Here is a 25,185-nt window from a genome sequence, read left to right as displayed (position 1 = left end):
CCGGGTCAAGGATGAAAGACCCAGTATCGGCGTGTCCCGGGATGATCAACTGACGTCAGGTGACGTTCTGTTGACGCTTTGGGACATCAGGACATCGCAGGCTGCCTTTAGCCCTGATTCTGATCCAACGCCGTTTTACTGCTGTGTCGGCTTTTCAGAAGACTGGCCACGGTCGTCACCACCAGAATGCCGACAATGACGGACAGGGACAGCACCGTCGAAATATGCGGCACCCACTCAAGCGGCTGACCGTCATTGATAAAGGGCAGCGTGTTCTCGACCATGGCATGCATCACCAGCTTGACGCCAATAAAAGCCAGAATCAGCGACAGACCAAAGCCCAGATAGACCAGTCGATCCAGCAGCCCGCCCAGCAGGAAATAGAGCTGCAAAAGCCCCAGCAGCGCAAAGGCGTTGGTCGTGAAGACAATATAGGGTTCCTGCGTCAGCCCGTAGATGGCCGGAATCGAATCCAGCGCGAAGAGCAAATCGGTGACACCCAGCGTCAGTACCACCAGAAACAGCGGCGTGAGGACACGCTTGCCATTTTCGCGAGCGATCAGCTTCTGTTCATGGAACTGATCGGTCACCGGAAGATGGCGCTCGGCAAACTTTACCAGCGCATTGGGCTCAAAATCCTCTTCGCCGCCTTCCTTGCCCTGCGCACTTTCCACGGCGAGCTTGAAAGCGGTATAGAGCAGAAAAAGCCCGAAGATATAAAAGACCCAGCTGAACTGATTGATGGCGGCAGCGCCCACGGCGATGAAAATGCCGCGCATGATCAGCGCCATAATGATGCCGATCAGCAGTGCTTTCTGCTGATAGATAGGTGGGACGGCAAATTTGGCCATGATGATGGCAAAGACAAACAGGTTATCGACCGACAGACTCTTCTCGGTAATAAAGCCGGCGAAATACTCCACCCCATGATCATGGCCCCACACCATCCAGAGACCGGCCCCAAAAATGGCCGCAAGGCTGACATAGAACACGGACCACAGCGCTGACTCGCGCATGGTCGGGGCGTGCGGCTTGCGCACGTGCGAGAAGAAATCAAACAAAAACATGGCAGCGAAGCCCGCAATGGTGGCTCCCCATACCCAGAAAGGAACATGCATGCCCTGGTTCTCCGGCAAAGGTGATTTACCGGAGGTCTCTTCCGCCAAAGGCGTGCCACATCCCTGCGTGGCAACACCCCTGACCAGCGGCACCGGGTGACTGTCTCAAGGGACACTCCTCAAGCGACAATTCACCGTGATGACGACACCGCTGTAGAAAAACGCAGGCCTGATAACAGGCGCCGCGCCCTGCAGGGAATACTCCCCTCCTTCAACAGCGGCAAGTGTCGATCAGCTTTTACATTGGCGCAAGCCAATAATTAAGCCTTAATGTTTTTTCAGACCGGACACAGTTTGAATTTCCAGCCATCAAGGGCTTTGATTAAAGTCATACAATAATAGATACCGGAGTCCTGCCATGTCTGCCGCCCCCACAGTCGCCGCGCTTTCCCGCGATGATTTTCACGCCCGTGCCGGTGCCGAACTGACGTTTGTCTATAAGGAACAGGCCCCTGACATTCTGCGGCGCCTGGAACAGCTGATCGCCCATCATCAAAAGGACATCACCCGTGAGCCGCGCCCGCTCTGGAGCGAGCAGACCCAGATGATGATTACCTACGGAGACAGCATCATTGAAGGCGAGGGAAGCGTCCCGCTGGAAGTGCTGGAGCGCTTCATGCGCGAGCACCTTGAGGACACCTTCAGTGCCGTGCATATTTTGCCCTTTTTCACCTGGAGCAGTGATGACGGCTTTTCGGTCATTCACTATCGCAAGGTCAGCCCCGCCGTGGGGGACTGGCCCCAGATACGCCATCTCGCCGGACGCTTCAACCTGATGTTTGATCTGGTCATCAACCACGTCTCGAGGGAATCGCTGTGGTTTATTGACTACCTCTCGGACACGCTGCCCGGGCGTGACTACTTCATCGAACTGCCCGAACAGACCGATGTCAGATCCGTGACCCGACCGCGCAATACGCCGCTGCTGGCACCGGTTTCCACCCGGCGGGGCATGCAACATGTCTGGGCGACCTTCTCCGAAGACCAGATCGATCTCAACTTTGCCAATCCCGATGTGCTCATCGAGATGGTCGGTGTGCTGCTTTATTACCTGAACCAGGGCGCGCGTCTGATTCGACTCGATGCCATCGCCTATCTATGGAAGGAGCTGGGCACAAGCTGCATTCACCTGCCACAGACCCATGCCATCGTACGGCTGCTGCGCGCCATCATGGAACGCGTGGCCCCCGGGGCGCTGCTGTTGACCGAAACCAACGTTCCCCATCATGAAAATCTGAGCTATTTCGGCAACGGTGATGAAGCGCACATCATCTATCAGTTCACTCTGCCGCCGCTGTTGCTGCATACCCTGACGACCGGCGATGCCCGGGCCCTGACCGAATGGGCCGCCACCCTGCCCTCGCTGCCGGTCGGCTGCACCTATCTCAACTTTACCGCCAGCCACGACGGCGTCGGTGTCCGCGCGCTTGAAGGTCTTTTGCCCCGCCATGACATCGATGCCCTGCTGGAACTGATGCAGCGCTTTGGCGGCTTCACCAGCATGAAGACCGACCCCGATGGTCAGGACTCACCCTACGAGATCAATATCACCTATTTCGATGCGCTCAAGGGGACAAGACGCGGCGCCGATCCATGGCAGATTGCCCGCTTTATCTGCTCCCAGACCATCATGCTGGGTCTTCAGGGCATTCCGGCCGTCTATTTTCATAGCCTGGTCGCCACGCTCAACGATCATGAAGGCGTGACCCGTACCGGCCGACTGCGGGCGATTAACCGCAAGCGCTGGCAGCGCGAGGCACTGGAGCCCCTGCTGGAGGCCTACAGCACGCCCACGCACATTGTGTTCGAGGCGCTGACAACGCGACTGAAAACCCGCCGTCAGGAGCCCTGCTTTCACCCCGACGTGCCGCAGAAGATCATCGATCTGGGCCCGCACTTTTTCGCTTTCCTGCGCGGCCCGCTGCCCGATGGTCGGCGGCTTCTGGCCGTACACAACGTGACCGACCAGTCCCATCCCCTGAATCTGCCCGAGGCCTGGGCCAGCCATCACTGGCGCGATCTGCTGGAGCGCATCGATCCGGACAGCGAGCTCCCCGTGCTCAAGCCCTATCGCAGCTGCTGGCTGGTCAGCGAGGCCTGAGTCAGGCATGACGCCCATTTCACACGCGTCCTGGTTCAGTGCCCCGCTGACAGTATCACCGGACGCGGGTCTGATGATTCAGAATGCCGACGACACCGTTAACGGTCAGGCCGGTGACAACGATCAGGGCGGTGATGACCAAAACACTGGCGAGCAGGATGACGGGGACAATGACCCAGGAGATAACATGGAAGCACCTCCCGTGGAGATGATCTCCACCATTCAGGGCAGCGGTATGCAAAGTGCGATGGCCGGCCAGCGGGTCAGCGTCGAGGCCATCGTGACGCTGGATGCCCGCGACGGCCTGAGCGGCTTTTTCGTCCAGGAAGAAGCGACCGACCAGGATGGCAATGTCGCCACCTCCGAAGGCATTTTTGTCTATCTGCAGGACGGTCAGGACGCGCAGTTTGATGATATCAGCGTCGGCGACCGGGTCCGCCTGAGTGGCACGGTTAAGGAGTATGAAGGCAAGACCGAACTGACGGATCTGACCGCGCTGGAAGTCACCGGCACCGATCAGGCCCTGCCTGACGCCACGGCGCTGACTTTGCCCATGGCAGACAAGTCGGATCTGGCCGCCCTTGAAAGCATGCGGGTGAGCATCGAAGGCGAAGACAGCACGCCGCTGACCGTCACCGACACCCATGAACTGGGGCGCTACGGCAGCGTGACGCTCTCTTCCGGCGGCCGGCTGGCGCAGTACACCGAGCAGCACACGCCGGACCAGGCGGGCCATCAGCAGTGGCTGGAGCAGATCGAAAGCCGCTCGATCGTGCTCGATGACGCCAGCAGTGCGCAGAACCCCGAAGAGATTATTTTCGGGCGGAACGGCGCGCCGCTGTCGGCGGACAATACGCTGCGCGGTGGCGATACGCTGGATCAGCTCAACGGCGTACTGGATTTCAGCCATCAGCAGTGGCGCGTGCAGAGTACCGATGGCCAGAATTTCCAGGCCACCAATGAACGCACCGAGGCCCCGGATGCCCAGGCACTCGGTGACGCTTCACTGAAAGTCGCCTCCTTCAACGTGCTGAACTACTTCAACACCCTGGATGCCAATGGCAACGAGATCACCACGCCCGGCGGCATCGAGCATACCCCGCGCGGTGCCAACAGCGAGGTAGAACTTGACCGCCAGCAGGACAAGCTGGTCAGCGCCATCAGCGCTTCCGATGCCGATGTGGTCGGCCTGATGGAAGTGGCCAATGATGGCTACGCAGAAGATAGCGCCATCGCCACGCTGGTCTCGGCTCTCAATACTTATGAGACCGACAATGGCAGCAACGGCGGTGACTGGGCATGGATCACGCCGCGCGATGACAACGGCGACGTCGTGGCCCCCGGGACCGATGCCATCGCCGTCGGCATGATCTACCGCGCTGACAGCGTCACGCCCGCGGGGGAAGCCGCCATCAATACCAGCGGTGCCTTTGCCACCGGCAACCGTGCCCCCATGCTGCAGACCTTCCAGGACAACGACAGCCAGGAAACCTTCTCGGTCGCGGTCAATCACTTCAAGTCCAAGGGCAGTGTGATCGATGGTGAAGAGGCAATCGGTGACGGTCAGGGCAACAATAACCCGACCCGGGTTGACGCCGCCGAGCAGCTCGCCGCCTGGATCGAGACCGATCCTACCGACAGCGGTGACAGCGATGTACTGATTGTGGGGGATCTCAACAGCTACGCCATGGAAGACCCCATCACGGCACTGCGCGATGAGGGCTACACGCTGCTGGATGACGACTACTCCTACAGCTTTGATGGCCAGTGGGGCTCGCTGGACCACGCTCTGGCGAGTGCTTCGATGAATGATCAGGTCACCGGCACCACGACCTGGCATATCAACGCCGACGAACCCACCGTGCTGGACTACAACACCGAGTACAAATCGGACGCCCAGATCGATACGCTCTACAGTGATGATGTCTGGCGCGCCTCGGACCATGATCCCATCATTATCGGCATTGATCCGGGCAGCGATAATCAACAGGCGGCGGGCTTCTAGAAAGGGCCGCCGGGTTCCGGCAGCGACAGGTTGCCGGAACTGGAAATCAGAAAATCAGAAAAAAGTACCGATATAACAAAGGGCGCCTTCATGGCGCCCTTCTTCGTGCTCTTCTTCTGGTATCGCCTTCCCCGGCGACGACCAGCGTTCTGATACTCAAGGCCCCCTTCAGGCCTCAGAAGGTACCGTCAGAGGCGCTGAAAGTGGCCCGCGCCTCAGGCGACCGCCAGCTCGTTCTGCGCCATGGTGTCGACGCCCATGACCTCGGCTGCGGGCAGATCGGAGAACTCAAGACCCATGGCCGTGGCCAGACCCTGACCCACTTCGGTGTTGTCCAGAAGGCCGGCAAAGATGTCGGAACCCGGACCGGAGGCGTACAGCGGCACGTTTTCGGCCGTGTGGTTGCCGGAGCTGAAGCTGATACCGCCATATTCGTTGAGTGTCTGCGTCAGAGCCGCAAGGCCTGCGTCTGCATGATCCAGGCAGCACCAGCATCATCATTGCTCAGGCCGGCTGTTTCGATGCGATCGCTGGCCTCCTTGTGCATCTGCTCATGGATGGCGGTGAAGTTCTTCTGGCATATCGGGCGACTGGCCCGGCTGCTCGTCCTGACCGGCCAGCACATCGCGAAAGGCTTCGCTCAGCTGGCCCAGCGCCTGACTGTAGCCAGCCATCCAGAATGGATTTCGTGGCATCCAGAAAGGCCGGCACCAGCGCCGGCTCCGACGCCCATGGGTGTCGTTGCCGGACCACAGGCCTGATAGCGGTGACAGGGACTAAAAGGGAGACAGGTTTACACGTCGCCGCGGTTATCGGCTTCCACGGCGTCATACATGCGTTCAAGCATATCGGGGAAGGCCGACTGTACCCGGCTCCAGCTCGGGATGAAGGGCTTGTCGCGCGGACTTTCCAGAAAGGCGACACCGGCCTCCATGATGCTCTGGGCGAACAGCTCCACGGCCTGCTCTTCGCTGTGACGATCGACCTTGAGGCCGTTCATCATGGCATCATGGTAGTAGTTTTCGATGATATCGAGCGCGGTGCGGTAGTAGGTGGCCTTGAGCGTTCGAAAGTGCGCCTCGCTCATGGTGACACCCAGCGTGGCCAGCTTGCGATAGAGCGCCTTGGCGATGTCGGTGCTCATGCGGTAAAGCCCGGTGGAGGCGTCTTCCGGCGAGAGCGGCTGGTGCTTGTGATCGTAGTTGTCGGCAATATCGACCTGGCACAGCCGCTTGGTGGAGTAATTGCGGTGCACTTCGGAAAGCACGCCGATCTCAAGTCCCCAGTCACTGGGAATGCGGATATCGTTTAACACATCGGCGCGCATGGCGAACTCGCCCGAGAGCGGATAGCGATAGCTGTCGAGATAGTTCAGATAGTCCAGCGGTCCGTGAATCCTTTTCAGCGCCCGCAGAAGCGGGGTCACCATCAGCCGCCCGACGCGTCCGTTGAGCTTGCCATCGGCAATGCGAGCGTAATAGCCCTTGCAGAACTCGTAGTTGAAGTGCGGATTGGCCACCGGATAGAGCAGACGCGCCAGCATCGAGCGGTCATAGGTGGTGATATCGCAGTCATGCAGCGCGATCGCTTCAGTGCGACTGGAGGCAATGGCATACCCCGAGCAGAACCAGACGTTACGCCCCTTGCCCGGCGCCTGCGGCGAGAGCGACTCGGCGGCAAGCTCGGCATCCAGTGCCTTCAGGCGCGGGCCATCGTTCCAGAGAATGCGATGGCGCTGGGGCAGGCGGGAAAAGAAGTCGCGGGCGTGAAGAAACTGATCCCGATCGGCGCGATCCAGCCCGATGATGATCTCGCTTAGATATTCAACCTGCGAGAGCTGGTCGATAATACGGGTGAGCGCCGGACCTTCGAGCTCGGAATAGAGCGAAGGCAGAATCAGCCCCATCGGACGGCGTTTTGAAAACCCCAGCAGGTCACTTTCCAGAGCTTCCAGCGGGCGCCGCGTGAGATTATGGAAGTTGGTAATAATGCCGTTTTGATAAAAATCGCTCATGGCGTCTTTTCCCTGTCGCGGTCAACCCAGCCAGTGATCAAGACCTTCCGACCATCCTGCCGGGCCCTTTTGTGTTGTTGTATAAAGTTGGATAGTCTCGACGATACGGATCGGGGTGTCATGCTCACCGCGAATCAGCACCGCCCGGTCGACGCTTTCCAGCATCGGTATATCGTTGGGGCCATCTCCCAGACCCACGGTCAGAGGACGCTGCCCCTTGAGCAGGTGATAGCGATCCACCAGCCAGGCCATCGCGCGCCCCTTGCCGCTGTTATCCCCCAGAACGTGATAGAAACGCCCCCCCTGGGTCAGGCTCAGGCCGGCACCAATCAACAACAGGCGAAAGCGCTCGAGCGCCTCCTCCGTGTCTTCCCAGATCAGGGGTTCCGAGGCTTCCCGCAGATGGGCAAGCTCGGCATCGTGGATATCAAGCCCGGTATGCTCGGCCACCTCTTCGATACCGAAATCGCCAAAACCTCTGAACTGGAAGCCTTCGGTGGCCCTGATCGCCTCCAGAACATCGCGAATCCGGCGGTAGGATTCGCCAAGCACAATATCGGCCCAGCCGCGCTCATCAGGCGTTTCATCCAGACACCAGGAGGCCGGCAGATGAATCGAAGCCCCATTTTCAGTAATAAAGGGCGCATCAAGCCCTAACGCCTGATGCAGTACCATGACCTCTGCCGCGGTCTTGCTGGTATTGATGATCAGCGGCACCGCCCCTTCTCTAAGACGCTCAAGCCAGGTCATGGCCGGCGTATAGTCATAGGTGGCATGGTCCAGCAAGGAGCCATCCAGATCCGTAAACACCAGTAGCGGCTGTTGTGGCGTTGATGTCATGGTGTCCGCTCTATAAGAAAAGGCCATTATTGGCGACAAGGGCATCAGAATAGCCTCTTTGGCCCCGAACACACCATATCGTGTCATGAAAGCCACACCAGCCCGGTTGGCAGAGGGCACGTGGTATATGCCCTGCAGGGGCCATGCCCCGCATACGCAAAGGGCCCATCGCAGTGCGTGCGATGGGCCCTTTACCATGACTGATGCCATGGCGGCTGCCACGGCCTCAATCACGATCAAATTCTTTCAAGCCGTTCCGGCTCAGGAACACTGCTGCGGATCAGGGAAATGGATACCGCCACCGCCGCTGCCGTTACCGCCGCCATGGCCACCTTCATGATAACCGGCATGGCCACCATGATTGCTGTCGTGACGGTTGCCGTTCCACCAGGCAACGCCGCTGCCAAGAAACAATATGATAAGAAGTGCAATGGTTGCCTGACTCATTTTTCCCTGTCTCCACCGTCTGATGCGGTAAATGTGAACGAGGGAAAGATGACGCAACATGAAGTAACAATATGTGCAGATTTGCGGCCTAAACGTCAAAATAAGCCAGCAGTATCAAGGTACTTATCAGATCCTTTAACCAGTTTGTGCCAAAAGAAAGGTGGGGATCTCATACGCCTTGCTGAACCAGAGCATGAGGCTTTCTCTGGACGACCAATACCAACGAATGCCTTTATGTCAAAAAGAATGACTCTTCAACCCCTTCAAACATTAACTCTCTGACTAACCTATTGATGCGAATGACTGTTTCCGCCAGGCCTGATCATTACCCCATCGGGTATGTCAGGTCGTGGTACTTCAGTGCACGGGCTCAATCGGTATCAAATTGGCGACGACTTCAAAAAAAGCGGCCATGCGCCTTTCGACCCGGGATTCATCAAAGCGTCATCTCCCTGACGTCCTGGCGTCATGTCATGTCGTCACCATGAGCATCAACACCCCACGCAGGAGAATGCTCATGGCTTCCTTGTTGATGATGATGGCAGTGGCAATGATCACGTGGTGCGGTATCAGTGTGTGGCTTGCCAGCAGTTTCGGACGCGCCGCTCAAACGCGTCACGTGGGCGATGAACATGCCCTGATTATCATGGGCGCTGCAAAACCGCGCGCCCATGATGACAGTGCCAACGATGATGAATATGACGCCTCGGCATCAGGCCGCGCCTGACACTCTCGATTCGTCTTTTAAAAGAGACCTCCAGCCAGCAGGTGTTCAATCCTGCAGGCTGCAACAACACGGTCATTTTCTGTAAAAAACATCGGCCTGCTGGCTTTGGTACAGACCCTCCTTTCGAAGTCCGCCCGCTGCGGATTTTTTCTGTCTGGATCCGGATCCGACCTGCTGCCTCTACCAGTCATGGCCGCCCTACCCATCCCCTTTCTTTTTGAACTAAAAAAACAGCCATGCGTTTTTTATAAATACATAATCACTTCCATAAGCAAAACTGCGTTAAAGTGACGCACTTACTCTTGAGTATTCCTTAATTCCTGCCTGTCCGTTTGCTACAGGCGACTTCTATCCGGCCCCGGGTAGAGCCATAGACTGGCAAGTCGAGATATTTCCAAATCATGAAAAAACATTTAACAGCAGCGCTATGCATGAACCTGTGCATGGTCTCAGGCTATACTCTGGCCTCTGAAAGCAGTACCACGACCAGCAGTGACGACACCGTAGACGTTGTCATGGTCGGCGGCGGTATCATGAGCGCCGTACTGGGCACTTATCTGGAAGAGCTTCAGCCCGACTGGAAGGTCAATCTGTACGAGCGCCTGGACAATGTCGCCGAGGAAAGCTCCAACGGCTGGAACAATGCCGGCACCGGACACTCCGCCTTTTGCGAAATGAACTATACCCCGCAGCTTGAAGATGGCAGCGTGGATGTTTCGCGGCCGCCGAAAATTACTGAAGCCTTTGAAATTACTCGCCAGTTTCTGTCCTATCAGATTCTCAATGGCGTCATGCACGACCCCTCCTCCTTTATCAACAACACACCGCACGTCAGTTTTGTGTGGGGGGATGACAACGTCGATTTTCTCCGCAAGCGCTATGAAGGCATGCATCAAAACGCCTTCTATGACGCCATGGAGTACACGGAAGACCCTGAAGTGCTGCGTCAATGGGTCCCGGCCATGATGGCCGGCCGTGACGATTCCCAGCATGTGGCGGCCACCTATATGAAGGCCGGGACCGATGCCAACTGGGGCGAAGTCACGCGTCAGCTCATCAGCGCGCTGGACCAGAAGCACGAGAACTTCACTCTGAGCACCGGCAGTGAAGTCCGCGGCCTCGATCGCAACGATGACGGCACCTGGAAAGTCACCATTGCCGATCTCGACAACGGCAGCGAGCACAGCGTCAATGCACGCCACGTCTTTATCGGCGCCGGTGGCGCCGCCCTGCCGCTGCTGCAGGCATCCGGTATTCCCGAGGCCGAACAGTATGCCGGCTTCCCGGTGGGCGGGCAGTTCCTGGTGACCAGCAACCCCGAGGTGGTCGCCCGTCATGACGTCAAGGCCTACGGCCTGGCCGCGGAAGGCTCCCCCCCGATGTCGGTCCCGCATCTGGACCGCCGCATGCTGGATGGTAAGCCGCGCCTGCTGTTTGGTCCCTTTGCCACCTTCTCGACCAAATTCCTGAAGGAAGGCTCCTGGACGGATCTGTTCGGCTCGCTGACGACGCACAACACCGTGCCCATGATGCAGGTCGGAATGGATAACTTTAATCTGGTGCAGTATCTGGTCGGCCAGGTGATGCAGTCCGAGGAAGATCGCTTTGAAGCCCTCAAGGCCTACTTCCCCGAAGCCAAGCGCGATGACTGGGAACTGATCACCGCCGGCCAGCGCGTCCAGATCATCAAGGACAAGGATAACGAAGGCGGCGTGCTGCAGTTTGGCACCGAAGTCGTCGCTTCTGAAGACGGTACCATGTCTGCCCTGCTGGGCGCCTCACCGGGGGCTTCCACGTCACCGACCATCATGCTGGGTCTAATGGCGAAGATCTTCCCGGAAGAGCTTGAGTCCAACGCATGGAAGTCAAAGCTCAGCCGCATCATTCCGTCCTACGGCCAGACGCTGAATGGCAACCCGGAAATGATCAACGCGGTACGTGCCTACACCAGCAGCGTTCTGGAGCTCGATGACACGCAGCCCACGGCTGGCAACGTCGGGCGCCTTGAAACCTTCAAGGCCCGCGCCCGCGGTCAGGAACCCGGCAGCGAGCAGGCCGACGATGCTGACAGCGAAGAAGCGACCGAGACGGTTGAAAACGTCTAAACGGCTTTTAAGTTGACGTAAAAAAACGGCGCCCCGCGGGGTGCCGTTTTTTGTGGAACAGAACGGGTTCGTTCCTAGATTTCCAAAAACCGACGCACCACCTGACCTGGTAGAAAGTCCTTTAACCAGGCTTCCTTGATCACCGGTTTATCGCCTGCCACTTTTTCCTTCAGCTTTTCTGCCAGCGCTTGTTCATTTCTGGCCGCGATCGAATCCTCAAGTTCACCCTTGAGAATTTCGCGTATACCGCCCCTGCAATCAACCGACACCACGGGTGTTCCACAGGCCAGCGCTTCAAACAAAACGATGCCCATGCCTTCAACACGCGAGCTCAGAACCAGCAGGCGAGCATGCTTCATGAAGGGATAGGGGTTGTTCCTGTTGCCGGCAAACATCACCCGGTCTTCTATCCCGAACTCCCGGGAGAGCCGCTTCAAATCATGTTCCAGCGGCCCGGAACCGACCATGACCAGCCTTTCCTGCAGACCGGACATGGCATAGGCACGCAGCAATAGCGCCTGATCCTTTTGCGGTACAAGACGTGCCACATTGACGATAAATCGCTCGTCGGGAATATCCGGAATGTCTTCCTCCATGAGCTGACGAATCTGACGTATCGGGCAGGGGTTCACGATGACGGAAATGGCGGCCGGTTTGAACTTCCAGATCGCCTGCGACTCCTCGATCGACGCCTTCACCCCTCCCGAGACCGCGACCAGATGCTTGTCGTGAAATAGACAGCGCGAAAACAGCTGGTACTGACGAGCATTCACATCCTGAGGCAGCGTATTCTCCAGCACGAATCTGGCGCGCTCATCACGAAAGGTCCAGACCATTTCAAAGGAGCCGATCCCTCGAAAGATGATGCGATCCAGCCGACCGTGCCGGCGTTCAAAGTATTTAAGCCACGCCTTGAAAAGGTACCCGCCCAGATAGCCGGTCCAGACAAAATGGGACCGCCGGATCAATGGATTCAGCAACAGCCGTGAGATGAACTCGATAAGCAACCCAACACCGGTCAGGCGCAACCACCAGCGCAGTGGAAAGTGATGGGTTTTAACTGCCGGACTGGAAGGGGAAAGCCCCTGTTTGCGCCTGCGAAAGACCAGAAGATGACTGTCATGGCCTTCATCGGCAAAGGCATCGGCCAGATTGACAGCGACTCTCTCCATGCCTCCCATTTTCAGGCTTCTTACCACAATCAGGGTGCGCATGATTAAAGTGCCGTACTCTCTTTGATGACGTTTATAGAAGGCGATTCCGGAGTATTTTCATGTTTCACCTGTAGCTGCCAGCGCCAGTCATGGGTTATCAGGCCGCCGACAACAAGGTTTTTAAATCCCGGATATTTCTCTTAGACGACTCAATACATGGGCCACCTGATCCTGCGCTTTTTCCCAACTTGCCGACTCGACATAGCAGCGCAATTCAGGGGCGTTACCAGAGGGGCGCAAATGGATAATGTCGCCATTTTCCAGCGTCACACGTAAACCATCCGTCATATCCGTTTCATGGAGGGCGTCTTTCAACCCCAAGGTATGACACATTTTCCGGGGGTGAGCTGACCACTCGGCAAGCAGCGATTGACTGTGCTCAACAGGAAACGCTTTCAACCGGTCACTGGCGGTATAGCGCTCCGGCAGGTCGGCAACAAGCGCTGACAGTGGCTGCTGGCGATGCGAGGCGGCCACCATCAGGGACAGGGCAGGCAAAAGCGCATCTCGCGTCGGCAGTGCCGTCATCCGACGATCTCCCTTTTCAAGGGTCGTGTTCAGCAGAAAACCACCGTTGGCCTCAAAACCGGCTACCCGATCGTATTGATCAGACAGCAGCGCCATGTCCTCAAGCACATAAGGAGAGCCAATACGGGTGCGCATGACCTTGTTAAAGACACCACTGACTTCGATGGCAGTATTGCAGCTGACGGGGACAGCCAGAGCCTGTATCTGCAGTTCACGAGCACACAGAAGCCCCAGAATGTCGCCACGCAGCCACTCTCCCCGCTCATCGGCCAATAGCGGGCGATCACCATCGCCATCCGTGGTCAGCAGTGCATCCAGATTGTGATCACGCGCCCACTGGCGTGCCTGCAGGCGATCTTCTTCACTGACGGCTTCCGTATCCACCGGCACAAACTGCTCGCTGCGACCCAGCACGATCACATCAGCGCCCAGCGCTTCAAGTACCTGTGCATTAAGATCACGACCGGCAGCCGAGTGCTGGTAAAGCCCAACTCGCTTGCCGGCAAGCGGTTTTCCCTCAAACCATTCAACATAGCGTGCGATATAGCGGGTGCGTGCCTCATCGCTTTCCGGCCCACGGGCAACGCTATTCAGCTCGGGCAGCGGCGCTGAGACTTCAAGAATAGCCTGCTCATCCTGCTTGGTAATTTCCCCCTGAGGTCGGTAAAACTTGATGCCGTTACGATCAAAGGGAATATGGCTGCCAGTGATCATGATAGCGGGCACGCCATCGATCATTGCCTGTAGCGCCAGGGCTGGCGTCGGCAAAACCCCGTAATCGGTAACCTCAAAGCCTATACCGCGCGCCGCAGCGGTACAGGCGGCTGCCATGGCCGGGCTGCTCGGCCGACGGTCAAACCCGATAGCAACGCTTGAAGCGCCTTCCTGGTCACGCATCAGACTCAGGAATGCAACTGTGAATGCCGCACAGACATCGTCAGTGAAATGTTCTACAAGGCCGCGCGCGCCGCTGGTGCCGAAGGCAACGTTTGAATGTTTCAGAATCAAATCAACTTGCATGCTATCGGGCTCCGCCTTTAAAAGTTTGGTGCCGAACATCCTGATGCCTGACACCGGTCCTACCGGCTAATAGGCGTTTTGGCCGATAAACCCTTTCACAAAGGTCAGGATAATGATTTTTAAATCGAGCCTCAGTGACCAGTTATCGATATACCAGAGATCATGCTGAACGCGCTTTTGCATTTTCTCCAGCGTATCTGTTTCGCCACGCAGGCCGCTGACCTGTGCCCAACCCGTAATACCGGGCTTTACCTTGTGGCGCTGCATATAGGATTGCACCAGCTCCTTGTAATGCTCGTTGTGTGCCAGGGCATGAGGCCTTGGGCCGACAATCGACATTCGGCCCTGTAGAACATTATAAAATTGCGGTAGCTCGTCCAGCGAAGTGCGGCGCAGGAAGGCGCCTATCGGAGTAAGACGACTATCCCCCTTTCTCGCCTGAGTTACCTGCCCACCATTTTCCTTGTGGACTTTCATCGAGCGGAACTTGTAGACCTTGAAGCGCTTTCCATTGAACCCGGTACGATGCTGCTTGAAAAGTATGGGGCCCGGAGACGAGCATTTAATGGCGATTGCAATGATGATGCACACTGGTAATGCCAGAATGGACAGAATCGTGCCGAGAACAATATCTTCCAGTCGCTTGATCAGGCGTGCCCCACCGGCCATGGGGCTTACGCTCAAGTCGATGCTATAAAGCCCTACGATTTCGCTGATCCGATGATTGAGCAGTGGCAGGTCAGAAAGCTCTGGAAAAAAGCGAATCTCTACCGTTTGATAGCGCAAGGCATACATCAGACTCTGCACCACGCTTCCCATGCTTAATGGCATGCATATCCAGACTTCACTGCAACCGGATTTCGCAACGCGGCGCGATATACAGGCCAGACTTTCTGGATCGATATCACCGCTTAAACGATGTACGCCAGCCACGGAATATCCTGCGACCTGCTGAACTCGTATATGACGACTAATACTCAATAAAGTAGCGCCGGGGCCAATCATGAAAACATGGCGCCGGTGGCGCCCACGTAACCGATAGCGCGCCAGAACGGCTCTGGCCGCCCAGCGTACAGAGACCGCAATGCCAAGGGAAAGCGCCATTGTCAGCACCAGCCACAGGCGTGAGTATCGTTCAGCCACATGAACGAAGTAGATGATGGAAGTGGCAAACACGGTCACGCCACCCCACACCAGCAATAGCTTGAACAGAATTTCGTAAAATCTGCGGGTACGCCAACGCCGGTACGCGTCCGCTGAACTATTGAGCATCAACAACAGCAAGGTAATGACAGTCAGCGCCCAGAAGTAACGCTCTTCAACATCCCAATGACCAAAGCGATAAAAATAAGCGGCCATACCGCCAGTAAGAATAGCGATAGCATCCAGCACCATTGCGAGCAGTGGCAGTGGTGCTCGTTCAATTAATAATACGCCCTTGTTAGCCACAACCCCGGTTACCTCGTGAAACTACTGACGTCCGTATATATCCTCAAAGCGCACAATATCATCTTCACCCAGGTAGGCGCCTGACTGGACTTCGATCAGCTCCAGAGGGATCTTGCCCGGGTTCGCCATGAAATGTGTAGCGCCCAAAGGAATGTAAACAGATTGATTTTCGGCAACCAGCTGCTCTTCACCGTTAATACCTACTAGGGCAGTGCCAGAAACGACTACCCAGTGCTCCGAGCGGTGATGATGCATTTGCACCGAAAGCTTCTGCCCCGGATTCACCGTAATACGCTTGACCTGATAGCGAGCTTCGCAATCGATCGCATCATATTTCCCCCAAGGCCGGTACACCTCACGGTGTTGCAATACTTCCTTGCGACCCTCGGCCTTTAGCCTCTCTACCAGCGTTTTGACCTCCTGAGCGTTATCACGGCTTGCCACCAGTACAGCATCCTTGGTTTCTACCACCATGATGTTATCCAGCCCAACCAGGCTCACAAGGCGGCTTTGTGAATACGCCAGACAGTTGCTGCTCTGATGGAGGGCCACATCGCCATGGCTGACATTGCCCGCGTCATCCTTGTCATTGACCTCCCAAACGGCTGACCAGCTGCCTACATCACTCCAGCCGGCCTCCATGGGAACCACGACAGCCCTGTCGGTATGCTCCATGACGGCATAATCGATGGACTCCGATGGACAGCCTTCAAAAGCAGCGGCGTCAATACGAAGAAAATCCATATCAACGCTGACATGCGCCATGCTGCGCTGACAGGCTTCAAGAATATCCGGCCGATACCTGCCCAGTTCTTCTAGGTAACGGCTGGCCTTGAACATGAACATGCCGCTGTTCCAGTAGTATCCCCCCTCCGCCAGATAGCGCTGTGCCGTCACCTCATCGGGCTTTTCAACGAAGGACTGTATGTGGGCATAACCCTGCGCCCCCGTTTTACCAGCCTTGACATACCCATAGCCGGTTTCAGCATGCGTTGGCTGAATGCCGAAAGTGACCAGGAACCCTTCTTCAGCCGCCATTTGAGCCTTGAGCACGGCCTCCTGAAAAGCAGCCACATCATCCATGTAGTGATCTGCTGCCAGTACCAGTAAAACGGGATCCTCACCATTGGCCATACTTCTCAAGGCGGCAAGGGCGATCGCTGGCGCCGTGTTACGCCCGAAGGGCTCAAGCAGGATACCACCATGACCAGTCCCCTTGACGCGCATCTGCTCAGCGGCAAGGAATCGGTGTTCCTCATTGCAGATCAAAAGGGGAGGTAAATACTCAAGCTTCTCGAGCCGCTGTACGGTCTGCTGAAGCAGGGTATGACCGTTATTTTCAAGCGGCAGGAATTGTTTGGGATACAGGGGGCGAGAAAGCGGCCAGAGACGTGAGCCGGAGCCACCGGCCATGATCACAGGTAAAAACATGATTAGGGTGCTCAAATCGAGTTTAAGAAGGTCTGAATCACCTGAGCCTTGTCAAGATTTCTGGCCGCATACTCTGAAGCCACAACATTGGGTTGAGACTTCTCCAAAGCGCTCAGAATTCCCTCGGCCAGCGCACGAGTGGATTCAGGCTCGACACACTCGGCAATGCCCGGGTAGTCCCGACATAATATGCCCAGCTCCGTTTCCGGGTCCGCCGTAATCACCGCGTTGCCACCGACAGCCAGAATGTTCGTCAGCTTGGAAGGTAAAACAACATCAGCGGCACCGCGACGCTGAACAACCAGATGGCAATCAACAGAGGCGAGTAAAGTCGGCAGTTTGTCATAGGGTTGCAGGGGCAGGAAAATGATATTTTCCAGCTTTTGTTTTTCAGCAAGTTCGATAAGCTTGCTTTTTCCACCGCCCTCTCCGACCATGACAAACTGTATGTCCGATCGATCCCGCAGAATATCTGCAGTTGCAATTACCGATTCAAGACCCTGCTTTTCTCCCATATTTCCCGAATAAAGTACTATTCTTTTTTGACTGTCGATGCCAAGTTCAGACAGAAAGTCATTGTTTTTGATGGCATCGCTAAATCGAGATACTTCTGACCAGTTCGGGAAAAATACCGTCTTTTTCTCCTCGACCCCCTTGTTTACTGCTTTTTTCAACATGGCTTTTGAAATGGTGGACACATAATCAAAGCCATCAAGCAGATAACGTTCTACCTTGTATGCAATTTTCTCGACCCCACCCTTTTGGGCAAGACCGAGACCAAACATGGCATCGACTTCATAATCCTGCACGTGAATAACGCTTTTCGCCCCAACCAATCTGGAAAAGGAAATAGCCGCCGGGGCGCAGAAAAGCGTCGGCGCTACCAAGACAACCAGATCGGGCTTCCACCGTAAATTGGAAAACAGACCAAAAAAGGACGTCAGTGCAAAGGAAGACAGGTGAAAAAGACGCTTAATGGTGGTCGGAGACCTGGGCACGTATAACGGGCACCGTAATACACTGATGCCTTCCACCCTTTCCTTTTTGAACCACCATCGTGAATAGCCAGGATCTACCTGCCAGGCAGGATAGTAAGGCGGTGCAGTAACAACACGGACATCATGCCCCTGATTTGATAACCACTCGCAAAGCTCTCCCGAGTACTTACCGATACCCGTGAGCTCAGGCTTATAGTTGATCCCATAAAGCAGTATCTTCATCAAGATTCCATTTTTATGTTCTTGCATGATCCATGTTTTCCAAATACCACTGATAGGCATTCTGCAACCCTTCATGCAGACCGATCCCTGCACTCCATCCCAGTGCATTGAGCCGGGAAACATCAAGCAGTTTTCGAGACGTGCCATCAGGTTTGCTGGTATCAAAGACCAGCTCCCCCTGGAAGCCGATAACCTCTTTGAGCGTTTCAGCCAGTTCTCTGATGCTGCAATCAACCCCCGTACCGACATTGATATGTGAAAGCATCGGCTCCGTCGCTTCAGCGTAAACCTCTTGATCGAGTTGCATGACGTGGATACAGGCATCAGCCATATCATCGACATGCAGGAACTCACGCATCGGTTTGCCGCTGCCCCAGATAGTGACCTGTTCAGACCCGAGCTGTTTGGCCTCATGAATGCGGCGTATCAGGGCAGGAACAACATGAGAGTTTTCCGGGTGAAAGTTGTCAAACGGGCCATAAAGATTGGTGGGCATGACACTGCGATAATCGCGCCCATATTGCCGATTAAAGCTTTCACACAGCTTTATCCCGGCAATCTTTGCAAGTGCATAGGGTTCGTTGGTCGGCTCCAGCGGCCCGGTCAATAGCGCACTCTCACGCATGGGCTGTTCGGCCTGCTTTGGATAAATGCAGGAAGAACCGAGAAAAAGAAGCTTCTGTACATTGCCTTGATTCGCGGCATGAATCAGGTTGGTTTCGATCACCAGATTTTCATGAATGAAATCTGCAGGATAAGTATTGTTCGCATGAATCCCGCCCACTTTAGCCGCCGCCAGATACACTTCTGCGATCTTATGGGTTTCAAAAAAATCCAGCACCGCTCGCTGGTCCAGCAAATCCAGCTCCCTGCGGCTCGCCGTCAGAATGTTGCTATAGCCCAGTGCCTGCAGACGGCGAACGATAGCCGCGCCGACCATCCCGCGATGGCCTGCGACGAATACAGGTCGATCCAGATTTTCCGGCATGATCAATTCTCCACCGATATCGTGACCGTGTGTCCAAACTCCTTGAGCAGGGCATGGCGCTGTGCGACCTTCAGGTCTTCCTGAACCATTTCGGCGCACATGCTCTCGACACTTATTTCAGGTTCCCAACCCAGCCTGGCTTTGGCGTACGCCGGATCACCCAAAAGGGTTTCCACTTCGGCAGGACGGAAATAACGGGGATCAACGCGCACAACGGTACTGCCACACTCAAGCCCCGGGGCCAACTCCGCATCCACCGCTTCAACGATACCCACTTCCTCGACACCGCTTCCCTCAAAACGCAGGGTAATGCCGAGGTTTTTCGCGCTCATGGCAATAAAATCACGGACGGAAATCTGCTTGCCCGTTGCAATCACGAAGTCTTCAGGCTGTTCCTGCTGCAGCATCATCCACTGCATGCGCACGTAGTCCTTTGCATGGCCCCAGTCACGAAGCGCATCCATATTGCCCATATAGAGGCATTGCTCCAGCCCCTGAGAAATATTGGCCAGCCCACGAGTGATCTTTCGCGTTACAAAGGTTTCCCCCCGGCGCGGAGATTCGTGATTAAAGAGTATGCCATTGCAGGCATACATACCGTAGGCTTCCCGATAGTTGACCGTGATCCAGTACGCGTAGAGTTTTGCCACGGCATAGGGAGAGCGCGGATGAAAAGGCGTTGTTTCCTTTTGCGGGGTTTCCTGAACCAAGCCGTACAGCTCGGAAGTAGAGGCCTGATAAAATCGCGTTTTCTTTTCCAGCCCAAGCAGTCGTATCGCCTCGAGAAGACGCAACGTGCCCATGGCATCGACATCGGCAGTGTACTCAGGCGACTCGAAGCTGACGGCCACATGCGACTGTGCCCCCAGGTTATAAACCTCATCCGGCTGCACCTGCTGAAGAATGCGGGTGAGATTGGAAGAGTCGGTCAGATCACCATAGTGAAGAATAAAATTCTGATGTTCGACATGGGGATCTTGATAGATGTGATCCACTCGTTGTGTATTGAACGAAGACGCACGACGCTTGATGCCATGGACCTCATAGCCTTTTTCCAGAAGAAATTCGGCCAGATAGGAACCGTCCTGTCCTGTCACACCGGTTATCAACGCTTTTTTCATAGCCATACTATTTTCAGCCTGCAATCATAGATAAGGTTTAAGCAAAATCCTGCGAACTAATTTCATTCCAAATCGATATATTGCTACTTCTGCATCTGCCAAAAGTGTCTCTAGCATTGCAAGACAACCTGTTAAAAAGAACAGGGGTTTTTGTCCACTCTTCTATATGTGTCAACGCAATGCTAACAAACGGCTGATGGACATCAATGACAACACCGCTTTCTTTACCAAGTATTTCGGGTATGGCGCCTCGACCATAAGCGATAACCGGAAGTCCATGACTCATCGCCTCATGAATCGTCAATGGCTCGGCTTCATTCGCATAAATAGTCGGAAATAGAAGAACATCAATTCCATTATAAAAAAGCTCCTTTTCCGCACCATACCTTGGCCCCAAATACTCAACGTTAGGAAGCTTCTTCAGCCTCTCAAGAACTACGCTTTTAACCTCATCATCCTGAAAGGGGCCAGCGATCTCCCCTTTTATAGGCAATCCTTTTTTATTGGCTTCGATAAAAAAATCCAGAAACTCAAAAATACCTTTTTCCTTGGCAATATTGCTCATAAAGCCAATTGACATTAAGTCACTATTGGGCTCTTTTTTGATGGTGGCACTTTCATTGTTGACAAGAAAGGCACTGTTTGAAACGGCTATTACTCTTTTTGCACCATACTTATCTCTCATTTTTTGAGCCATTTCTTCGGACAAGACAATATGCCTTGCTTCCGGACCAGCCACCTTGGTCATAAGCATCGTGAGCCGGCTATAGTTATCGAGATATGAAAAAGTATGATGATGCAAATAGATTCTCTTTTTAAAAGCCCGGGCTACAGCTATAAATAAAACCTCATAAACCTGTCCTTTTCCACCAGAAACGCTTGAATAAAGGTTCTTACACTGCCCGACATTGATTATGAAAAGAAAAAAAGTAGCAATTACTCTTGGCAACCTTGCCAGCCTTGAAAAATAGTTTCTCTTCAAATCCCTCGCAGAGGTGTTTAAACATTTGACCTGCTTTCCTTTCTGAGTCAAATCATTGTAAACGCATAAATTTATGGAGGCCATACCATGTACGGGCGGAGGAAAAGGACCTACCATTATCACATCATATTTCATAACTAATAGCCCTTAATTTGTCTGCACCGCATCGACTTAATTGCTAATGCAATGATATGCACAACATAAATCATGTCACAAAAGTACTCGATGAAAAACTCTTGTAAGTCTAGCGTCACCTGAATAGAAAAAGCCAATTGTTGGCTTTATATTATACGCTGTTGATCGCACCCAAAAACCGGCCAACCATAGCCTCAGTATTATAATCATTCTCACATGCCGAAATTGCGTTAATAGACATTCTCCCCAAATCGTACTCATGATTATTTAATGACATTATCTTACTAGCCAAATCGCTTATATCATCACATTGAAAACTTACCCCGTTAACTCTTTCTTCGAACAAATTAGCTTCGGGCATATGTTTATGCTTTTTGTTATGTATCAAAGCTGGTAACCCATAATTAAAAGCGTGGAGCAAGCTAAGCCCTACAGCCCCTGGGTATATAAAGAAGAGACACTTATTAGCAACATTTGATATTTTATTTTCATCATTAAGCTCTCCATGAAAAATCACTTTCACGTTGCTATCGGGCTTATAAATATCTTCTCTGTTTGTAGAATTGCCTATTACATGTAAAGTGATATTGCTTACCCTGTCTAGAGCTTCGATTAAAAAACTAAAATTTGATTTTTCAGTTAGCCTCCCTATATACAATACATTCCCTGCCCTAGCTGAAACATCATATTCTTTTCTAAGAATAGAAATATCTTTATTATTAATTCCGTTATTTATAGAAAACACTTTATCTCCTAAATATTTTTTTAAGAGACTGGCTTCTTGGTCATTATAAACCAAAACTGCGTTAAAAAATCTCATAACCCATCTTTTTACTCTAAAACTATTGTTGGTTGTATTCGCAGACCATACTTGCCCCCACCATATTATTTTCACACCCTTTAACTTTACTAGCATCGCAGCTAGCACATTAACAATATATCTAGGATTCCCATTTATAACCAATACATCTCCTCTTTGAAGTTGAAGAATATATTTCAGGACCCCTCTTTGAAAAACAACTCCTTTTATTTTTTTTACATCATCTAATATGACGCTCTCAAAACTGGTATTATCAGTTCGGCTCACAACATCGTTCTCATCCATGTTGGAGGCGATTATTTTAAATACAGTGCTTTCTCTTAAACGCTCAAAAAAAGGCACTCTATATAGAGGTATAGCTGGTTGTATTATCAATAGCCGCTGCTTAGTCATATGCTAATCCTTTCCAATCTCACGAAAAACAAATAGACCGTTTCCTAAAAACAAAATAAAGAAATAGGCATTTAAAAGCCACACACTTCCTATGGCACCGAATTTCAACGCAACCATGGGGATTAATATTATATACAAGCAGCTTGAGGCTATATTAACTCTTGCTGTCACTTTAGCTTTACTCATTCCTTGAAGTACTGAAATAAACATATTGGCAGCGCTATAAAAAAAGAGCCCCAAACAAGTTAGCTCAATAAGCTTAACAGCATGTTGATATTTACTTCCTACAACCAATGTAATATACGGCGCAAAAAAATAGAGCACAACTATTGGTATACTAGACAACACTATTGTTAAAAAAAGAAGACTTACCACCTTCTCTCCTTTTATTTCTTTTTTTGTTATGGCTGGCATGATGACCATGCTTACAGAAGTTGCAACCATTGTCATAGGCGATATAATCCTGTTAACTATCGCAAACATCCCCCCCTGAACATTTCCACCAAAAAGGTTCACCAAAGGAACATCTAAATTCCTCATTTGTGCAGCTATTGAATTAATATAATAAAACACTGACTCTTTTAAAACACATATCGCTGAAACGTCATTACTTTTTAAAAAAACTTCATTGTTTTTTGAAACCGACCACAATGAATATACCCCTCCTGCCAACAGTGCCCCCGTAAAAGCGTAGATATTATTTATACTCATCCCCACTAACGAAATATAAACAACCAATGACAACATCCTTCTTTTTATTATCTCATAAGAGATTTTTTTATTATCCCCTTCTGCTTGCGCTAAGCACAACCACAAATCTGCTCTTTTTTCAAAAGCTGCCCAAATTGGTATTAGCATCATCATAAGATGACCAACAGTAAAAAAAACTATTTCAAGAACAACAACCGTTAATATTAACACCCATTTCTCATAGCAAAATATGGATTCTACTTTTTTATTTTCATTTTTTGCGTATGCGACAATTGTAAATGGTGAAAACCCAACATCCGTTATAACATAAGCAACTACAGATATTGTCATTAATGAGATAGTAGTCCCAAACTCTTCAACAGTTGACCACCTCGCATACAACAGTAGCATTAATGCTTGAACCACAGCACCAAAAACTCTTCCTAAAAGAGCCCAAGAAAAACGTTTAGCTAATACTATCAATTTCATCGCTTTTTTCTTTGTTTATAAATAAATGTAGTATATATATGCACACCGCATTAAAAACTCCCCCACCTGACAATATCGCCGTATTTAACTCTGATGTAGTTATAAAATAGGCAGACATAAACATCACTGGAGCAGCAACCAGACCTAGCAAACTATAATTAACCTTTGAAAGGAGAAAATTATTAGCAACTGTCATTAAAGCAACAAAGGTAATTATCAAAGGGCCAGAAAAGACGCCCCAAACTGAATAAATACTACCTAAAAAGCCACTTTGCATTGATGTATTAATAGCTTCAGCATAATGATAGGGGATCAACGTATTAACGTTAACGCATTCGTCAAAAAATAATTCACAAACTTTTCCAACTGACTGCAGCCCTGCAGGATGGTATTGATAATAAAAATAATCGATCCACAACCTAAGTGCATCGGCACTTGCAAAAAAAGCTCTGTAAATAATAGTATCAATCATTTGTGCCAAAGACAAAGAACCGCCACTCAACGCTGAACTGTATTGCATTAAATACAGCATAATTATGACAACACCAAAAACAAAAAATGATCCAGCGTAAAATTTTAAATTTTTAATACTAACATTGAACACAAGGCTTTTTTTACTCAAACACATATACAGTATTGACGCTGTTAAAAACAAATAGTATATATAGAAAAACTTGTTCAATTGAATTGACGTTATAATGGGCAAGCTTATGGCTATCAAAATGTAAAACACTCTATATCTACTTTTCTCTAACATCGACAGGGTCAGCATGTATCCATACAGGATAGGGATAATGCTAAACCTTATTTGCGCCGCATATTTTCCCCAAACAGACCCATCATATAATTCTCTTCTTATTTCATTATAAGAGTAATCTGATAAACCGATGAGGTATTTGAGATGCTCAGCGGTTATCGTCCAGCCAGATTGAAGCAAAATACTTATCGCTATGAAAAGAGCGCTTACTATTAAAACAATTAAGTTAGCTATCCCACCACCTGATTTTTTTTTAAACGCTCCTTGCCAGCTACCAACTGTAAGTAGTTTATGGTTTGTGGAAAAATTAACAGCCCCAAAAACGATGTACGTTAAAATCATTAATGCTGCATAATGCATCCCCACTTTTTCATCTAACACACTTAAGCTTGATTCACGATAAAACTGTTCAAACATTACAGTGTGCGGACCATAAAAAAGACTAATACATAAGAAAACCCCTGTCGTCATGTTCAAGCTTATTTCTTTACATCTAAGCAAGCTGTATGCATAAAACATATAAGATAATAAAGCTATAGTGTTTATGGTTATTTCCATCTATCAATCCTTGAAAAATTTTAAGTTCGCACA

General features: G+C 52.1%; 21 protein-coding genes. 5 read left to right on the top strand and 16 right to left on the bottom strand.

Annotated features, from left to right (window positions below; genetic code table 11):
* Window positions 1-107: 107 nt before the first annotated feature.
* Entirely contained in the window at window positions 108-1,118 is a 1,011-nt protein-coding gene (locus Q0931_RS02155) for a TerC family protein (protein ID WP_299256798.1), read from the bottom strand.
* Window positions 1,119-1,476: 358 nt separating this feature from the next.
* On the opposite strand from Q0931_RS02155, the gene Q0931_RS02150 reads away from it, so the two are divergent.
* Together Q0931_RS02150 and Q0931_RS02145 are read left to right on the top strand one after the other, a co-directional pair.
* A complete protein-coding gene (locus tag Q0931_RS02150; RefSeq protein ID WP_299256796.1) occupies window positions 1,477-3,219 on the top strand; it encodes a sugar phosphorylase in 1,743 nt (580 codons plus the stop codon).
* A 7-nt stretch (window positions 3,220-3,226) separates the two neighbouring features.
* Complete coding sequence (locus Q0931_RS02145) at window positions 3,227-5,224, top strand: ExeM/NucH family extracellular endonuclease (protein ID WP_299256794.1); 1,998 nt, start codon at window positions 3,227-3,229, stop codon at window positions 5,222-5,224.
* 215 nt (window positions 5,225-5,439) lie between these two features.
* On the opposite strand, the gene Q0931_RS02140 is transcribed toward Q0931_RS02145, so the two are convergent.
* The 4 genes from Q0931_RS02140 to Q0931_RS02125 form a co-directional block, all read right to left on the bottom strand.
* Window positions 5,440-5,676 (bottom strand): alkaline phosphatase, encoded by a 237-nt coding sequence (locus Q0931_RS02140; protein ID WP_299257249.1) that lies wholly within the window; start codon window positions 5,674-5,676, stop codon window positions 5,440-5,442.
* A 99-nt stretch (window positions 5,677-5,775) separates the two neighbouring features.
* A complete protein-coding gene (locus Q0931_RS02135) occupies window positions 5,776-5,919 on the bottom strand; it encodes a hypothetical protein (RefSeq protein ID WP_299256792.1) in 144 nt (47 codons plus the stop codon).
* A 98-nt stretch (window positions 5,920-6,017) separates the two neighbouring features.
* Entirely contained in the window at window positions 6,018-7,238 is a 1,221-nt protein-coding gene (locus Q0931_RS02130) for a glycosyl transferase (protein ID WP_299256790.1), read from the bottom strand.
* Window positions 7,239-7,259: 21 nt separating this feature from the next.
* The gene (locus Q0931_RS02125) at window positions 7,260-8,078 is read right to left on the bottom strand and encodes a mannosyl-3-phosphoglycerate phosphatase (RefSeq protein ID WP_299256788.1); all 819 of its coding nucleotides are present in this window, start codon (window positions 8,076-8,078) and stop codon (window positions 7,260-7,262) included.
* Window positions 8,079-8,366: 288 nt separating this feature from the next.
* On the opposite strand from Q0931_RS02125, the gene Q0931_RS02120 reads away from it, so the two are divergent.
* The 3 genes from Q0931_RS02120 (at window position 8,367) to mqo (ending at window position 11,357) form a co-directional block, all read left to right on the top strand.
* Window positions 8,367-8,807 carry a hypothetical protein gene (locus tag Q0931_RS02120; RefSeq protein WP_299256786.1) on the top strand — a complete coding sequence of 147 codons (441 nt, stop codon included), beginning with the start codon at window positions 8,367-8,369 and terminating at the stop codon, window positions 8,805-8,807.
* A gap of 235 nt (window positions 8,808-9,042) precedes the next feature.
* On the top strand, window positions 9,043-9,252 hold the full coding sequence (locus tag Q0931_RS02115; protein ID WP_299256784.1) for a hypothetical protein: 210 nt from the start codon (window positions 9,043-9,045) through the stop codon (window positions 9,250-9,252).
* 401 nt (window positions 9,253-9,653) lie between these two features.
* Entirely contained in the window at window positions 9,654-11,357 is a 1,704-nt protein-coding gene (gene mqo / locus Q0931_RS02110) for a malate dehydrogenase (quinone) (RefSeq protein ID WP_366941558.1), read from the top strand.
* Between the two features lie 74 nt (window positions 11,358-11,431).
* Here the strand turns inward: mqo and Q0931_RS02105 are convergent, their stop codons facing one another.
* The 11 genes from Q0931_RS02105 to Q0931_RS02055 all read right to left on the bottom strand — a co-directional run bounded on the left by Q0931_RS02105 (window position 11,432) and on the right by Q0931_RS02055 (window position 25,152).
* Entirely contained in the window at window positions 11,432-12,571 is a 1,140-nt protein-coding gene (locus Q0931_RS02105) for a glycosyltransferase (RefSeq protein WP_299256780.1), read from the bottom strand.
* Window positions 12,572-12,691: 120 nt separating this feature from the next.
* Window positions 12,692-14,119, bottom strand: a complete 1,428-nt coding sequence (locus Q0931_RS02100) for a phosphomannomutase (protein WP_299256778.1) — start codon at window positions 14,117-14,119, stop codon at window positions 12,692-12,694.
* Between the two features lie 66 nt (window positions 14,120-14,185).
* A complete protein-coding gene (locus Q0931_RS02095) occupies window positions 14,186-15,568 on the bottom strand; it encodes an undecaprenyl-phosphate glucose phosphotransferase (RefSeq protein WP_299256776.1) in 1,383 nt (460 codons plus the stop codon).
* A 21-nt stretch (window positions 15,569-15,589) separates the two neighbouring features.
* Window positions 15,590-17,014, bottom strand: coding sequence for a mannose-1-phosphate guanylyltransferase/mannose-6-phosphate isomerase (locus tag Q0931_RS02090; RefSeq protein ID WP_366941557.1), 1,425 nt, complete (start codon window positions 17,012-17,014; stop codon window positions 15,590-15,592).
* Window positions 17,011-18,219, bottom strand: coding sequence for a glycosyltransferase WbuB (locus Q0931_RS02085; RefSeq protein ID WP_299256774.1), 1,209 nt, complete (start codon window positions 18,217-18,219; stop codon window positions 17,011-17,013). The genes Q0931_RS02090 and Q0931_RS02085 overlap by 4 nt, the downstream gene beginning before the upstream one ends.
* Before the next feature lie 13 nt (window positions 18,220-18,232).
* Entirely contained in the window at window positions 18,233-19,207 is a 975-nt protein-coding gene (locus Q0931_RS02080; protein ID WP_299256772.1) for a GDP-L-fucose synthase, read from the bottom strand.
* Window positions 19,208-19,209: 2 nt separating this feature from the next.
* Window positions 19,210-20,334 (bottom strand): GDP-mannose 4,6-dehydratase, encoded by a 1,125-nt coding sequence (gene gmd, locus Q0931_RS02075; RefSeq protein ID WP_299256770.1) that lies wholly within the window; start codon window positions 20,332-20,334, stop codon window positions 19,210-19,212.
* Window positions 20,335-20,365: 31 nt separating this feature from the next.
* The gene (locus Q0931_RS02070; protein ID WP_299256768.1) at window positions 20,366-21,445 is read right to left on the bottom strand and encodes a glycosyltransferase family 4 protein; all 1,080 of its coding nucleotides are present in this window, start codon (window positions 21,443-21,445) and stop codon (window positions 20,366-20,368) included.
* A gap of 151 nt (window positions 21,446-21,596) precedes the next feature.
* Window positions 21,597-22,658, bottom strand: a complete 1,062-nt coding sequence (locus Q0931_RS02065; RefSeq protein ID WP_299256766.1) for a glycosyltransferase — start codon at window positions 22,656-22,658, stop codon at window positions 21,597-21,599.
* A 3-nt stretch (window positions 22,659-22,661) separates the two neighbouring features.
* Window positions 22,662-23,837: an MATE family efflux transporter gene (locus Q0931_RS02060; RefSeq protein ID WP_299256764.1), complete on the bottom strand. Its 1,176-nt coding sequence runs from the start codon at window positions 23,835-23,837 to the stop codon at window positions 22,662-22,664.
* Window positions 23,815-25,152: a hypothetical protein gene (locus tag Q0931_RS02055; RefSeq protein WP_299256762.1), complete on the bottom strand. Its 1,338-nt coding sequence runs from the start codon at window positions 25,150-25,152 to the stop codon at window positions 23,815-23,817. The genes Q0931_RS02060 and Q0931_RS02055 overlap by 23 nt, the downstream gene beginning before the upstream one ends.
* Between the last annotated feature and the right edge of the window lie 33 nt (window positions 25,153-25,185).

It is taken from the genome of uncultured Kushneria sp., from assembly GCF_947497025.1.
GTDB lineage: Bacteria > Pseudomonadota > Gammaproteobacteria > Pseudomonadales > Halomonadaceae > Kushneria.
Note: the sequence above shows the minus strand (reverse complement) of the source record. Positions and strands in the feature narration are given on the sequence as shown.

Bases quoted from the DNA above. Each gene is read 5' to 3' on its own strand.
- Q0931_RS02155 (WP_299256798.1), bottom strand. From the start codon at position 1,118: ATGCATGTTCCTTTCTGGGTATGGGGAGCCACCATTGCGGGCTTCGCT.
- Q0931_RS02150 (WP_299256796.1), top strand. From the start codon at position 1,477: ATGTCTGCCGCCCCCACAGTCGCCGCGCTTTCCCGCGATGATTTTCAC.
- Q0931_RS02145 (WP_299256794.1), top strand. From the start codon at position 3,227: ATGACGCCCATTTCACACGCGTCCTGGTTCAGTGCCCCGCTGACAGTA.
- Q0931_RS02135 (WP_299256792.1), bottom strand. From the start codon at position 5,919: ATGCCACGAAATCCATTCTGGATGGCTGGCTACAGTCAGGCGCTGGGC.
- Q0931_RS02130 (WP_299256790.1), bottom strand. From the start codon at position 7,238: ATGAGCGATTTTTATCAAAACGGCATTATTACCAACTTCCATAATCTC.
- Q0931_RS02125 (WP_299256788.1), bottom strand. From the start codon at position 8,078: ATGACATCAACGCCACAACAGCCGCTACTGGTGTTTACGGATCTGGAT.
- Q0931_RS02120 (WP_299256786.1), top strand. From the start codon at position 8,367: ATGGATACCGCCACCGCCGCTGCCGTTACCGCCGCCATGGCCACCTTC.
- Q0931_RS02115 (WP_299256784.1), top strand. From the start codon at position 9,043: ATGGCTTCCTTGTTGATGATGATGGCAGTGGCAATGATCACGTGGTGC.
- mqo (WP_366941558.1), top strand. From the start codon at position 9,654: ATGAAAAAACATTTAACAGCAGCGCTATGCATGAACCTGTGCATGGTC.
- Q0931_RS02105 (WP_299256780.1), bottom strand. From the start codon at position 12,571: ATGCGCACCCTGATTGTGGTAAGAAGCCTGAAAATGGGAGGCATGGAG.
- Q0931_RS02100 (WP_299256778.1), bottom strand. From the start codon at position 14,119: ATGCAAGTTGATTTGATTCTGAAACATTCAAACGTTGCCTTCGGCACC.
- Q0931_RS02085 (WP_299256774.1), bottom strand. From the start codon at position 18,219: ATGAAGATACTGCTTTATGGGATCAACTATAAGCCTGAGCTCACGGGT.
- Q0931_RS02080 (WP_299256772.1), bottom strand. From the start codon at position 19,207: ATGCCGGAAAATCTGGATCGACCTGTATTCGTCGCAGGCCATCGCGGG.
- gmd (WP_299256770.1), bottom strand. From the start codon at position 20,334: ATGGCTATGAAAAAAGCGTTGATAACCGGTGTGACAGGACAGGACGGT.
- Q0931_RS02070 (WP_299256768.1), bottom strand. From the start codon at position 21,445: ATGAAATATGATGTGATAATGGTAGGTCCTTTTCCTCCGCCCGTACAT.
- Q0931_RS02065 (WP_299256766.1), bottom strand. From the start codon at position 22,658: ATGACTAAGCAGCGGCTATTGATAATACAACCAGCTATACCTCTATAT.
- Q0931_RS02060 (WP_299256764.1), bottom strand. From the start codon at position 23,837: ATGAAATTGATAGTATTAGCTAAACGTTTTTCTTGGGCTCTTTTAGGA.
- Q0931_RS02055 (WP_299256762.1), bottom strand. From the start codon at position 25,152: ATGGAAATAACCATAAACACTATAGCTTTATTATCTTATATGTTTTAT.